Annotated in this window: 12 protein-coding genes; all 12 read left to right on the plus strand. The window is 65.6% G+C overall.

The window, feature by feature from the left end:
• Positions 1–5: 5 nt before the first annotated feature.
• The 12 genes from JC616_RS05375 to JC616_RS05430 all read left to right on the plus strand — a co-directional run bounded on the left by JC616_RS05375 (position 6) and on the right by JC616_RS05430 (position 12,195).
• Positions 6–725 carry a hypothetical protein gene (locus JC616_RS05375; RefSeq protein ID WP_227107100.1) on the plus strand — a complete coding sequence of 240 codons (720 nt, stop codon included), beginning with the start codon at positions 6–8 and terminating at the stop codon, positions 723–725.
• Positions 713–1,246: a hypothetical protein gene (locus tag JC616_RS05380; RefSeq protein ID WP_227107102.1), complete on the plus strand. Its 534-nt coding sequence runs from the start codon at positions 713–715 to the stop codon at positions 1,244–1,246. The genes JC616_RS05375 and JC616_RS05380 overlap by 13 nt, the downstream gene beginning before the upstream one ends.
• Positions 1,243–1,833, plus strand: coding sequence for a GspMb/PilO family protein (locus JC616_RS05385; RefSeq protein ID WP_227107104.1), 591 nt, complete (start codon positions 1,243–1,245; stop codon positions 1,831–1,833). The genes JC616_RS05380 and JC616_RS05385 overlap by 4 nt, the downstream gene beginning before the upstream one ends.
• Positions 1,830–2,273, plus strand: a complete 444-nt coding sequence (locus tag JC616_RS05390) for a hypothetical protein (RefSeq protein WP_227107105.1) — start codon at positions 1,830–1,832, stop codon at positions 2,271–2,273. The genes JC616_RS05385 and JC616_RS05390 overlap by 4 nt, the downstream gene beginning before the upstream one ends.
• 49 nt (positions 2,274–2,322) lie before the next feature.
• Positions 2,323–4,161: a secretin N-terminal domain-containing protein gene (locus tag JC616_RS05395; protein ID WP_227107107.1), complete on the plus strand. Its 1,839-nt coding sequence runs from the start codon at positions 2,323–2,325 to the stop codon at positions 4,159–4,161.
• 7 nt (positions 4,162–4,168) lie between these two features.
• Entirely contained in the window at positions 4,169–4,645 is a 477-nt protein-coding gene (locus JC616_RS05400; RefSeq protein WP_227107109.1) for a type II secretion system protein, read from the plus strand.
• Positions 4,620–5,006, plus strand: a complete 387-nt coding sequence (locus JC616_RS05405; RefSeq protein ID WP_107798286.1) for a type II secretion system protein — start codon at positions 4,620–4,622, stop codon at positions 5,004–5,006. The genes JC616_RS05400 and JC616_RS05405 overlap by 26 nt, the downstream gene beginning before the upstream one ends.
• Positions 4,993–5,451 carry a type II secretion system protein gene (locus JC616_RS05410; RefSeq protein ID WP_227107112.1) on the plus strand — a complete coding sequence of 153 codons (459 nt, stop codon included), beginning with the start codon at positions 4,993–4,995 and terminating at the stop codon, positions 5,449–5,451. The genes JC616_RS05405 and JC616_RS05410 overlap by 14 nt, the downstream gene beginning before the upstream one ends.
• 260 nt (positions 5,452–5,711) lie before the next feature.
• Positions 5,712–6,401 carry a response regulator transcription factor gene (locus tag JC616_RS05415; protein WP_227107114.1) on the plus strand — a complete coding sequence of 230 codons (690 nt, stop codon included), beginning with the start codon at positions 5,712–5,714 and terminating at the stop codon, positions 6,399–6,401.
• Positions 6,402–6,578: 177 nt separating this feature from the next.
• Positions 6,579–8,843: a sensor histidine kinase gene (locus JC616_RS05420; RefSeq protein ID WP_227107115.1), complete on the plus strand. Its 2,265-nt coding sequence runs from the start codon at positions 6,579–6,581 to the stop codon at positions 8,841–8,843.
• A gap of 137 nt (positions 8,844–8,980) precedes the next feature.
• A complete protein-coding gene (locus JC616_RS05425) occupies positions 8,981–10,444 on the plus strand; it encodes a lytic polysaccharide monooxygenase (protein ID WP_227107116.1) in 1,464 nt (487 codons plus the stop codon).
• A 263-nt stretch (positions 10,445–10,707) separates the two neighbouring features.
• Positions 10,708–12,195, plus strand: a complete 1,488-nt coding sequence (locus tag JC616_RS05430) for a lytic polysaccharide monooxygenase (protein WP_227107117.1) — start codon at positions 10,708–10,710, stop codon at positions 12,193–12,195.
• Positions 12,196–12,774 lie beyond the last annotated feature (579 nt).

Here is a 12,774-nt window from a genome sequence, read left to right on the forward strand (position 1 = left end):
GAACCGTGTTGATCGACGCCGAACTGGCGACCTTGCTGCCGCCGGCCGGCGCCCCGGCCCAGCCGCGGCGTTGCCGCCATCACGGCAAACCGGCCGAGGCGCTGGCCATGCTGCTGGGCGGGGCCGCGCGCCGGCGTCCGGCCTGGCGCAACCGCGTGCGGCTGCTCTTGGGCTATCCGTGGGCGCACAGCCAGCTCTTGCCGTGGCAAGACGGCTTGTCCGGGCAGCGCGCCCAGTGGCGCGCCTATGCGCGGGGTCTGCTGCGCGAGCGCGGCGTCGCGGGCGAACTGGACATCCGCCTGGCGCCGGCGGCTTACGGCGCGGCGCGGCTGGCCTTCGCCGCCCAGGCCCCGCTGCTGGCCGATTTGAGCGCGGCGGCGCGGGCGGCCGGCTGGCGCTTGGCCGGCTGCCGCGATCTGTTGTCGTCCTGCCTGCAAGCTCATCCGCGCGCGTTGGCGTCGGACGCGCTGGTGTTGGCGGAGGCCGGGGCCGTCACCTGCCTGTGGCGCGGCGAGCGCGGCTGGGAGGATCTGATCACCCTGGCGCTGGCGCCGGGACAGAGCGCGGCCGAGGGCGTGGCGGCGGCGGAGGCGCTGTGCGGCCGCGAGCCCGGCGGCGACTACGATTGGTGCGCGACCCATGACCCGGCACAGCCGCCGGCGGCGCGGGCGCGTTGGCTGGGCCTTGCCCATCCCTTGCTTGCGAGCCAGCCATGCGCCGCCTGAACGCCCGCGGTCTGGACTTCAGCCGCCCCGAGGCGAGCGCGCCGCTGGCCGGCGTCGCCGCCATGCTCTTGTTGATGCTGCTGGCGGCGCTGGGCTGGCGGCAGTGGGAGTTGGAACGGTTGGCGGAGGACACCGCGGCCTGGGAGCGGCGGCAGGAGCAACAGCGTTTTCTGCGCGAGCGCGAACAGCGCCGCGCCCAGGCCGCCTCGCCGGAGGCGCGCAAGGCCCAGGCGTTGCTGCTGGTCCAGGGCGACGATCAAACCCGGCTGCGCCCGGCGCTGCTGCGGGCGATAGAACAAGCCTGGTCGCCGCGGCTGGGCATCTTGTCCCTGCATCTTGAGGGCGCGGGCAAGCAGGCCCGGCTGGAACTGAGCGCGGCGGACGTGCGGGAAGTGTTCCATTTCGTCGAGAGGCTGAACCAGTCGTCCGGCCATGGTCGGGCGCGGCTGCTGCGGCACGGGCTTAAGCCCGGCGATCCCAATCAGGCGGTGCTGGCCACGGTGCAGGTGGCTGAGCGATGAGGGCCTGGATGCGAGACGCCGGCCGCTGGCTGGCGGCCTTTAAACGCGGCGGCCGGCCGGCCGGCGGCGGAAGTCATTGGCGGGCCCGGCTGCGCTGGCATCGGCAGACGCTGGCCTGCCGACTGGGGCGCGGCGGCCGGCTGTCGCTGGCGGCCTGCGGCCTGCTGTTGGTCTTCGGCGCGCTGGAGCAAGAGACGCGGCAGGCGGATCTGCAACAGCGCCGCCAGCAATTGAGCGCGCCGACGCCCGCCTTGCCGGCGACGGCGGGGCGCGAGCGGCAATGGCAGGCCCAGCTGCGGCTGGCGCTGGCCCCGCGCAAGCTGGCCTTGCTGGAGCAGCTGCGCCAGTCCGGCCTGAGCGTGCATGAGGCCAGTTATCGCGAAGAGGCGGAAGCCGGCGGCGCGCTGCGCCGCGTCTCGGTGGAGCTGAGCGCCAGCGGGCGCTATCCGGAACTGATGGCGGCGCTGGGCGCGCTGACGGCGCAACCGCTGTTGCGCTTGGAGGCGCTGACGCTGGACCGGGCGCGAACCGATGCCGCGACCTTGAGCATGCGCATGCGCTTCAGCCTGCTGGGAGCCGGACAATGAGGCGGCGGGCCCATTGGCTGAGCGGCCTCGCGCTAGCCTGGGCGGCCTTGGCCCAGGCGCAAGAGCCGCGGGCCGACGGCGTCGACCTGTTTCCGGTCCAGAGCTGGGCGTCGCTGCGCGAAGAGGCCAAGCCCGTCGTCCCGGCGGCGGACGCCGCTCCGGTCTTGGCGGCGCCCTTGCCGCCGCCGCCGCTGGAAGCCGGGCCGCCGCCGTTCAGCGCTGTGGGCGAATGGCGGCAGGATGGCCAGCGCGTGGTGGTGCTGGAAGGCCGGGCGCGCAGCTACCTGCTCTGCGTCGGCTGCAAGACGCCCAATGCGCTGCAGCCGGGCGCCCGGCTGACGGAGCAATACACGTTCAAGGCCCTGGAGGCGGAGCGCGCGCTGCTGTTGGACGCCGAAGGGCGGGAGCACTCGATCCCGCTGACTCCATTGGCTCACTGAGGCGTCGCCGCCACCGCGACGACGCCGTTTTCACCAGGCATTAGGCATCATGAAACATTGCAAACCCACACTGCTGGCCCTCGCCCTCGGTTTGACCCTGGGCGGATGCGCGCTGCCCGGACCGGTCAAGAAAATCTTCGGCCCGGCCGATCAGCCCGGCGCGGAAGAACAATTGCGCGCGGCCGAAACCGCCTTGCGGCAGAAGCCCGACGATGTGGAACGCCGCAAAAACGTCGTGGCCAAGAGCGCGGCGCTGGCGGAGGAGGCCTTGCGGGCGGCCAAGACCAAGATGGACACCGGCGACGACGCGGCCGCGCTGGCGGAGGTGAGCCGCCTGCTGGCGCTGGCGCCGGAGCACATGCGCGCCCAGCAGCTGAAACGGCAGTTGGAGCGCCGGCTGCGGCTGAAACTGGAGCTGGACGCCGCCGCCGAAATCGGCGCGCAGCGCCCGCAAGAGGCTTTGGAGCGGTTGGGCCGCATCCTGCAGGAGCAGCCCGGTTACCGGCAGGCGCAAGCCTTGCGCGACGAGCTGCAAAGCCGGGAGGCCGCCCGCCGCGACGCGCGCCCCAGCCTGGCCGAGGCGTTGCGCCAGCCGGTGACGCTGAACTTCAAGGTTCAGCCGATTTCCAGCATCTTCGACGCCATCTCGCAATTGGCCGGCATCGATTTCGTGTTCGATCCGGAAGTGCCCGTCGCCGCCCCGGCCAGCATCGTCGCCAGCCGGACCACGGCGGAAGACGCCATCAATCTGCTGCTGCGCACCCATCAGCTGGAGAAAAAAGTGCTCAGCCGGCACAGCATGCTGATTTATCCGGCGCGCTCGGAAAAAGCCAAGGAATACCGGGAGCTCATGACCCGCGCCTTCTACCTGAGCCAGGCCAACGCCAGCCAGGTGCTGGCCGCGCTGCGCCAGATCAGCTCGCCCAAGAACGTGCATCTGGACGAGCGCACCAATGCGGTGATCGTGCGCGACACGCCGGAAGTGATGGCGGTGATAGAGCGGCTGGTGGCCAGCCTGGACATCGCCCAGTCCGAAGTCACCATGGACGTGCAAGTGCTGGAAGTGAACACCAACGACATGCTCGACGTCGGCGTCGACTATCCGGCGGAACTGCGGTTTTCGGTGCTGCCGAAAGAGGGCTCGGACAGGGTGACGGTGGGCGATCTGCTGGGCCTGAACCGCGACGGCATCGGCGTCGGCGGCAGCAACGGCGGCGATCTGGGCGCGGCGATCAAACTGCTGCAAAGACAGGGCAAGACCAAGGTGCTGGCCAACCCCAAGATCCGCGTGCGCAATATGGAAAAGGCCAGCATCAAGATAGGCGAGAAAGTGCCGGTGGTCACCACCACCAACGCCAACGGCGTGGTGACGGAATCGGTCAACTACCAGGACGTCGGCCTGATCCTGCAAGTGGAGCCGCGGATCAGCCTCAGCAACGAGGTCAGCGTCAAGGTCAATATGGAAGTCAGCAACCTCAAGAGCGAAGTCAAGACCGCCGGCGGCGGCACCGTCTACCCGATGAGCACCCGCAACGCCGAAACCGTGATGACCGCGCGCGACGGCGAAACCCAGGTGCTGGCCGGCCTGGTCAAACAGCAGCACGACCGCAGCAGCAGCGGCCTGCCCGGTCTCAGCACCCTGAGCTGGCTGGGCGGCCTGTTCGGCAGCCAGAAGCGCGGCGTCGAAAACACCGAGCTGATCCTGCTGCTGACCCCGCGCATAGAACGGGCGCTGGACCTGCCGGCCGCCTCCAACAGCTATTTCCATTCCGGCACCGAAAGCCGGCTGAGCGTGGAACCGCTGCGGACCGAGGCGCAGCCGCCCGCTGCCGCGCCCGCGCGGGGCGCTTCCGCGCCGGCGCTGGACAGCCCGCTGGCCGCGCCCTGAGGTGCTTATGCCGCGTCAAACCGGTTTCACCCTGATCGAGACGCTGGCCGCGCTCACCCTGTTGGCGCTGTTGCTGAGCGCCAGCCTGCCGCTGAGCGAACTGGCCAGACGGCGCGCCCAGGAGGCCGAGCTTCGCCACAGCCTGCGCCAGATCCGCACGGCCATCGACGCCTACCGGCAGGCGGTGACGGACAAGAAGATAGACGCTTCTCCGGATCGGAGCGGCTATCCGCCCAGCCTAGCCAGCCTGGTGGACGGCGTGCCGGACAAGAGCGACGCCGGCGGCGGCAAGCTCTATTTCCTGCGCCGTCTGCCGGCGGATCCGATGTGCGAAAGCTGCGACGGCGCGGACCCGGCGGCGAGCTGGGACACGCGCGGCTACGACAGCTCGGCGGAAGCCTTCGCCTCCGGCGGCGACGTATACGACATCCGTTCCAAGAGCCTCAGAAAGGGCATCAATGGCATACCCTACCAACAATGGTGAAGCGGCGCGCGGCTTCACCCTGATCGAGCTGCTGGTGGTGATGAGCATCATCGGCGCGCTGATGGCCCTGATCGGCCCCAACTATTTCAAACAGCAGGACCGCGCCCGCGAAACCGTGCTGCGCCACAATCTGGCCGCGCTGCGTCAGGCGATAGACGACTACCGCGCCGACCACGGCGCCAATCCGGCCGCCTTGCAAGAACTGGTGGCCGGCCGCTATCTGCGCGAACTGCCGCTCGATCCCATCGCCGGCCGGCGCGACGGTTGGCAAGCCAAACCGGCGGAGGAGGGCGGCGTCGGCGACGTGGCCAGCGGCGCGCCGGGAACCGGCCTGGACGGCAGCCGCTATGGCAGCTGGTAAGCAGCGCGGGCTGGCCTATCTGGGGGCGCTGACGCTGGTGCTGGCCATGAGCGCGGCCCTGGGCGCGGCGGCCGGCACCTGGAGCCGGCAACAACAAGGCGACAAGGAAGAAGAGCTGCTGCACATCGGCCTGCAATTGCAGCGCGCCATCGCCTCCTACCACCGTTCCGGCCCCGCGCCGGCCTATCCCAAAACGCTGGACGCCCTGCTCAAGGACGAACGCGTGCCCTTCACCCGCCGCCACCTGCGCCGCCTCTACGCCGATCCGCTCACGGGCAAGCCGGAATGGGGGCTGATCAAGGGCGCGGACGGCGGCATCGTCGGCGTGCACAGCCTGGCGGAAGGCCGGCCCTTGAAGCAGCGGGGCTTCGCCGCGGAGCTGGGCGACTTCGCAGACAAGGGCAGCTATCGGCAATGGGTGTTCCTGGCGCCGGCCGCGCCGTGAGGCCGGCGGCGGGCGGATTTATTCTAAAGGCATGATTTGTGTTTTGTTTCGGCTCAATGCATCCGGATTAATTTAGGAATTATTGAGAAAGTTAGGAGTACTCCTATAGATTCCCGGACCATGCTTCCGTAAGAATCACCCTCTTTGGCGACCGATGACAGCGGCTTTCCAACGCTTTTGCGCCCGCGGCCGCGCCGCGGCTCCAAAGGCGCGCCGCTTCCGCTCCCGCCGCGAGTCCGTCGCTTTCAACCGAAACGCATATGATGATTGTTGCTATTTTAGAAGACTGTCCGCTCCAAACCGCCAGCGTGGTCAAGCTGCTGGAACAATATGGCCATCAAGCCGTCGCCTGTGCCGACGGCGACCAGTTCGTCGCCCAATTCCGACAGCAGCGCTGCGACGCGATGCTGCTGGATTGGGAGGTGCCGGGCCGAAACGGCGTCGAGGTGCTCAAATGGGCGCGCGCCAAGCTGCCGTCGGCGCTGCCCATCCTGATGGTGACCCAGCGCGACGACGAAGAAGACATCGTATTGGCGCTGGAGCACGGCGCCGACGACTATCTGCAAAAACCGATCCGCGAGCGCGAGCTGCTGGCGCGGCTGAACGCCCAGTTTCGCAAGCAACAGCGGCTGGGGAATCCGGAGGCCTCGTTCGAGGCCGGCGGCTACACCTTCCATCCGGAAGCGCGCAGCGTCAGCTTGCCCGGCGGCAAGGCCGCCACGCTGCCAGCGCGGGAATTCGCGTTGGCCACGCTGCTGTTCCGCAACCTGGGCCGCATCCTGACCAAGGACTTTCTCAGCCAGCGCATCTGGGGCCAGGCGGACCGCAAATACGACGCCAGCCTGGCCACCTATGTCAGCAATCTGCGCTCGGCGCTGGGCCTGCGGCCGCGCAACGGCATGGTGATCTCCACCGTGTACAACTACGGTTACCGGCTGGAGCGGGTCTGAGGACCCGCTTGCAACCCGCTGCGCGTTGACTCTGGCATTGCGCGCCGACGGCCGTCTCCCGTGCCCGCATTTCCCGCATGCGCGCCCAAGGGCTTCGGCCGGTCTCGCCTTGAGCTGCTCCTTGAATGAGGCGCCGGCTTGGCTGGCCGCGTCCTTTTTTCGCGCTTGGGCCGTCTTATGAAATGGCTTTGCCAAGCGTTCCGGCGCGGACACCGGCACGACGCGCGCTTTCTGATCGCCTTCGTCCTGCTGCTGGTGGTGTTCGCCATCCCCAACCAGGACGCCTTGTTCCACTCGCTGGACCGGCTGTACTTCGAACTGCTCTCCGCCTTGCAAACCGAAGACGACGAACACGATGTCGTGCTCGTCAATGTCGACCAGGCCACGGTGCAGGCGCTGGGCCATGAGGAAGTCAACGGCAACGTGCTCTACGCCGTGCTGCTGCAAAGACTGGAGCAGGCCGACAGCGTGGCGCTGAACATGAACCTGCTGTCGCGCCGGGACGAAGGCATGCTGGCGAACGCCATCCGGCGCCACGGCCGCGTGGTGTTGGCCTTGCCGCCCGACGCCCCCGCCGCGCCGGGGCGGGACGGTCCCGAGCCCTCCGCCGTTTACGCCGCCGCGGCCGGGCTGGGGCACCGCGACCTCTTGATAGGGGACCGCAGCGTGGTCACCGGCATCGTTCCCTACAAGCAGCATGGCCGGAAGCTGGCGCCGCATATGGTGATGGAAGCCATCCGCGTCGCCGGCTATGAACTGCCGCCGCGGGAAAACACCCGCTGTCTGACCGCGTTCTGGCGGCGTTGCGCGCCGCAAGCCGACGGCTGGCTGCTGGTGTTGCCGGCCCACCACCGCATCCAGCAGTATTCGATGCTGGACGTGCTGACCGGCGCGGTGCCGCGGCAGGCGTTTCACAACAAGATCGTCTTTGTCGGCCATCTGGCGCTGGACCCGTTCAAGGGCCTGCGCTCCAACCGTTACCCGCTGGACCGCGAAGGCCATACCCGCAGCCAGATCCTGGCCTTGCAAACCCAGACCCTGATGAACCACGGGCCGGTCACCCTGCTGGCCGCCCCGTACAAGCTGCTGGTCAACTTCGGCCTCATGTTCGGCCTGCTGCTGGTCTGCCTGCTGGCGCCGCCGGCGCGCATGCACGGCCGCGCCTGGCTGTGGCTGGGCGGCTGCTGGCTGACGTCCACCCTCTTGCTGTTGCAAACCCAGATCTGGATTCCGGTCAGCTCGCCGCTGACAGGCGGCTTGCTGATCTACGCCGGCTGCGCCTGGCGCTGGCAGACCAAGACTCATCTCTTGCTGCGGCAGGAAATGGAGGCGATGCGGCAGAGCTTGCGCGAAGCCGGCATGGACCTGCCGCTGCGCGGCCAGGAGCCCGAGTCCGGCGCCGACGAAATCGAACGGCTGATGCGGCAGATGCGCGCCTGGCAAAACTCCTACGTCAGCGTGCTCAATATGCTGCCCTATCCGATCTTCTTCGAGCAGGGCGGCAAAATCATCCTCAGCAACCAGGCGGCGCGCAAGCTGCTGTGCGAGCAAGGCGCGCCGGAGGAGGCCGAAGCCTGGGTGCTGGGCCTGGCCGGGCGGGCGCGCGAAAAAGCGCTTCACAGCGGCAACATCGGCGTGGAGGAAGTGCGCAGCAGCCAGGGCGAACACATGTTGCTGGTCACGCCCTGTCCGGAACTGTGCGACGGCCTGTCCAGCAGTCTGATCAGCCTGGTCGACCTGCAAAGCGTCAAGGCCAGCGTGTCCGGCGACCGGCGCGTGCTGCGGCAGATGGCGCACGATCTGCGCAATCCGCTGACCACCATGCTGGCGATGATAGAACAACGCGGCGGCGAGACCGGGCCGCGGCAGGACCAATTCTTCAACGATCTGCGCCGGCAAGTGAACTACAGCCTGCGCGTGGCGCAGGACTTCATGCGCCTCTCCCGCGCCGAGCAACTGGACCCGGCCGGCTTTCTGCCGGTGGCCTTGACCGATCTGGCTGAAGACGCAATGGACCAGATCGAGGCCGGCGCCCGCCAAAAGCGCATCGTGCTGCACGGCCCGGAGGCGATGGAAGCGCTGTGGGTGCGCGGCCATTACGACATGCTGCTGCGCGCCGTGGTCAATGTGCTGGACAACGCCGTCAAGTACTCGCCGGCCGGCAGCCACATCGTGCTGCGGCTGGCGCGCTGGGGGGACATGGCCGGCATCAGCGTGGTGGACCAGGGCATAGGCATTCCGGAACACGCCTTGCCGCGGCTATTCGAGCCGTTCTATCAGGTGGATGAAGGCCGTCGCGATGGCGCCGGCCTGGGCCTGCCCTTCGTCAAGGCCGTGATGCAGGCCCACGGCGGCCGCGTCGAGGTCAAATCCAGAAGCCGGCTGGGCAGCGAATTTCTGCTGCTGGCGCCGTGGGTGGAGAGCGAGGGAGGAGAGCGCTAGGCGCGGCCGCCGGCTTGAGCTTCTGTTGAGATTGATTGGGGGCCGCACCAGGGTTTGGAACAATGCGGGCAAGCCCTTCCCAGCCGATGGCGGTTGGAGAGGGCTGTCACCCAATCCCTTAAATTAAGGTTTCAACAATGACCGCACCCCGCTCCGCAGGCACGTTCGCCCTGCCTGCTCTGGCGCTGAGCCAGATCGCCGCTTCCCTGATGCTGCTGGCTCCGGCCGCCGCCTCCGCCCACGGCACGATGGAAGAGCCGATCAGCCGCATCTACTACTGCCGCACCGCGGACAATCCGGAAAATCCGGGAACGCCGGGTTGCCAGGCCGTCAAGCAAAGCGGCGGCGCACAGGCGATGTACGACTGGAGCAGCGTGCTGCAAGGCGGCGCCGGCGGCAATCACCAGCAAGTGGTGCCCAATGGCAAGCTGTGCGCCGGCGGCAACGCAAGATTCAGCGGCCTGGACGCTGGCGTCGATTGGCCGGCCACCAGCATACAGCCGGGACCGGACGGCAAATACACGATGACTTATCATCAGTCCGCCCAGCACCAGACCGCCTATTTCAAATCCTATATCAGCAAGGACTCCTACGACTTCAAGCGTCCGCTGCAGTGGGACGATCTGCAACTGATCGGCGATTCCGGCGCGGTGGCGCCCAGCGCCAAGACCAAGCTGGACGTCAAGATCCCGGCCGGCATGCAGGGCAAGCGCGTGATCTACAACGTATGGCAGCGCAGCGACAGCGCCGAAGCCTTCTACAGCTGCTCGGACGTGAACATCGTGGCCAACAGCGCGGACTTCAAACCGCTGGGCGCGCTGGTCTCCAGCCCGTTCGAGGCCAAGCCCGACTCCACCATCACCCTGCGCGTTTTCGACAAGCTGCGGGGCGGGGACCTTGAAAAGCATTCGATCAAGATCGCCGCCGGTCAAACCGCGGCCAAAGACTGGACCTATGCGCTGGCCACCGCGGTCAACGCCAAATCCAGCGTGGTCAAGGTGGGCCAATTGCAAAACGGCCAAGTGGTGCCGGTCAAGCACGCCACCGCCAACACCGTGTTCGGCCTGGGCAAGGAATACAGCTTTGCCTTGGAACAATCGGATGAGGGCGGCAAGCCGCCGGTGGACGAGATCGCGCCGGGCAAGGTCACCGTCAAGGGTCAGAGCAGCGTCAACAGCGGCGATATGGTCAGCCTGTCGGCCCAAGCCGCCGCCGGCACCAATCTGAAATACCGGTGGACGGTGTCGCCCAGCATCGCCGGCCTGACGCTGGACGCCGCCACCCTCAATTTCAAGGCGCCGGAGCCTAAGCAGGACACCAGCTATAACTTCACGGTCAAAGTCAGCAATGCGCTGGGCAGCAAGAACGCCGAGCACAAGCTGGAGGTCAAGGCCAAGGATGAAGGCGGCAAGCCGCCGGTAGCCGGTGCCTGGGACGCGGCCAAGACCTATGCCCAGCCTTGCGCCAAAGTGACATATCAGGGCGAGGAATGGATGAACGGATGGTGGACCCGAGGCGAAAAGCCGGGCACGGGCGGCCAGTGGGGCGTATGGCGTCCGGTAAGCTCGACCGACATGCATGGCCAGTGCAAGGATAAGTAATGTCCGGATGGCCGCGCGTTTCAGGCTGAGCCCCAGCTGGACGCAGATTTAAGACCCGGTTTCGGGGTCTGCCCGGCAGGCGTAAGCCTGTCGGGCTTTTGCCGTTTGATGGCCGATATTGATTAAAAATCGCTGAACTTTAGCTTTTATTGAGAATGATTGGGCGGCGGGCAAGGGTTTGGAACAATGCGGACAAGCCCTTCCTCGGCCGACGGCGGCCAGGGAGGGCGGCAACCCAACCCTTAAGATCAAGGTTTTAGAACATGACCGCACCTCGCACCGCCGGCAAGCTCGTCCTGCCCGTGTTGGCCCTGAGCCAGATCGCCGCCTCCCTGATGGCCATTGTCCCGTCCACCGCCAGCGCCCATGGCTCCATGTCTTTCCCGGTAAGCCGCGAAGTGGCTTGCCAACTTCAAGGCGATGCCTGGAGCAATCCTAAATTCAAGAATTGTGGGCCTGCGGCTATGGCGGCTTCAGACTGGACCGCCAATGCTCAAGCCGCTTCCGATGGCAAACATCATGATCTGGTGGCGGATGGCCGGCTCTGCGCCGGTGGTAAAGTCGATGCTCACTGGGCGGCTTTGGACAACGGCGATGCCCAGCACTGGCCGACGGCGACGATACTAACCCCCGATACTAATGGGAACGTGACCTTCCGCTATGCTCAGAGCGCGCCGCACGATACCAAGTATTTCAAGACCTATATCAGCAATAACAACTACAACCCCGCCAACGGCCTGCGTTGGGAGGACTTGGACCTGATTGGCGAAGCGGGTTATTCCAAAGCGCCGAGCAAGAAGCCCGGCGACTCTCTGGCGAATCACACCGTGGCTTACACGGATCTGCAAGTGACCATTCCGGCTACGATGGAGGGCAAGCGAGTGGTGTTCAACGTGTGGCAGCGCGACCCGAACGACAATAACGAAGCGTTCTATGCCTGCTCCGACGTGGAAATCGTGCGGAGCAATACCCAATGGCAACACAGCGGCGTAGTCAATAAGAGCAATGTCGTGTTGAACGCAGGCATGAAGGTGACCATGCGCGTGTTCGATCGCGTTCGCGGCAGCGATATCGCGCGCCATGAAATCATCGTGGGCGCCGGTCAGCAGCAGCCGGAAAAATGGGTGTACGCGCTGGCCCAGAAAGTCAATCAGGAGTCCAGCATCATCAAAGTGGGCAAGCTGGTGAACAATCAGGTTCAGCCGCTGGAAAGCGCCACTGAAAACGCGGTCTATGGTCTCAACAAGGCCTACAACTTCGAAATCGAAACCTCCTTGGGCGAAATCAAGCCGCCGCCGACGGACGAAATCGCTCCGGGCCAGGTCACCATCAGCGGCCCATCCAGCGTCAACAGCGGCGCCAACGTCAGCTTGTCCGCCGCGGCCGCTTCCGGCACCAATCTGAACTACCTGTGGGAAGTGACGCCCAAGATCGCCGGCCTGGCGCTCAACGCCGCCGCGCTCAATTTCAAGGCGCCGGCGCTGGAGCAGGACACCGCCTACAACTTCAAGGTCAAGGTCAGCAACAGCAAGGGCGAGAAAACCGCGGCGCATGCGCTGACGGTCAAGGCCGACGACAGCGGCACCACGCCGCCGGTGGAGGGCGACGCCTGGAAAGAAGGCGCAAACTACAAGGCCGGCCAGGTCGTCGTCTTCGAAGGCAAGCAATACCGCTGCTTGCAGCCGCATACCGCTTGGGAAGGCGCAGGCTGGACGCCGGCTTCGCAGCCCGCGCTGTGGGCGCCGCTTTAAACTAAGCGTCTGATCCAGCCGGCGGCCGCGCGCCGCCGGCTGGAAATGACAGCCCCTTGCCTCTTGGAGCAAGGGGCTTTTTGTTTTTATAAACTCTCCTGCCAGGCGTGGCGCTTGACATGATGTTCTCTGAAGCTTTGATAGGTTATTTTTGTGAAATGGATAGGGTGTTAGCTGTTAAGGATAGTATTAAAACATAACACTGTCTGAGATGAATTCATTAGGAGGGGGCGCTTATGGCCTTGGAGATGTCAGAGTCAAGCTCGGTTGGAAAACGCTGATGTGGCGCAAGATATGGCAATACTGGCTGAGCGGACGGCGCATATTGCCTGGATGGCACCCATGTAAGGCAGGGGACTGAGTTGGTGGTTTTGGTTATCTATAAATAGATCCATTATGTAATTTTTGAGAATATTTCGATTGTTGTAAACATATTAATTTTATCGTTATTGTAAATTCGTTTTTGGTAAATGCGTTTGCGTTTTTTTGTGTCGACATGATTTTTTTAGGAAAAATCCTATTTGTCTGTTTAGGGGGGCTAAGTACAATCGGCCTGTCTTTATTTTGGGCTCGATTAAA

The sequence above is a fragment of the Chromobacterium rhizoryzae genome (assembly GCF_020544465.1).
Lineage (GTDB): Bacteria > Pseudomonadota > Gammaproteobacteria > Burkholderiales > Chromobacteriaceae > Chromobacterium.

Coding starts and splice junctions, on each gene's coding strand:
- JC616_RS05415 (WP_227107114.1), top strand. CDS start 5,712: ATGATGATTGTTGCTATTTTAGAAGACTGTCCGCTCCAAACCGCCAGC.
- JC616_RS05400 (WP_227107109.1), top strand. CDS start 4,169: ATGCCGCGTCAAACCGGTTTCACCCTGATCGAGACGCTGGCCGCGCTC.
- JC616_RS05430 (WP_227107117.1), top strand. CDS start 10,708: ATGACCGCACCTCGCACCGCCGGCAAGCTCGTCCTGCCCGTGTTGGCC.
- JC616_RS05380 (WP_227107102.1), top strand. CDS start 713: ATGCGCCGCCTGAACGCCCGCGGTCTGGACTTCAGCCGCCCCGAGGCG.
- JC616_RS05420 (WP_227107115.1), top strand. CDS start 6,579: ATGAAATGGCTTTGCCAAGCGTTCCGGCGCGGACACCGGCACGACGCG.
- JC616_RS05395 (WP_227107107.1), top strand. CDS start 2,323: ATGAAACATTGCAAACCCACACTGCTGGCCCTCGCCCTCGGTTTGACC.
- JC616_RS05405 (WP_107798286.1), top strand. CDS start 4,620: ATGGCATACCCTACCAACAATGGTGAAGCGGCGCGCGGCTTCACCCTG.
- JC616_RS05410 (WP_227107112.1), top strand. CDS start 4,993: ATGGCAGCTGGTAAGCAGCGCGGGCTGGCCTATCTGGGGGCGCTGACG.
- JC616_RS05425 (WP_227107116.1), top strand. CDS start 8,981: ATGACCGCACCCCGCTCCGCAGGCACGTTCGCCCTGCCTGCTCTGGCG.
- JC616_RS05390 (WP_227107105.1), top strand. CDS start 1,830: ATGAGGCGGCGGGCCCATTGGCTGAGCGGCCTCGCGCTAGCCTGGGCG.
- JC616_RS05385 (WP_227107104.1), top strand. CDS start 1,243: ATGAGGGCCTGGATGCGAGACGCCGGCCGCTGGCTGGCGGCCTTTAAA.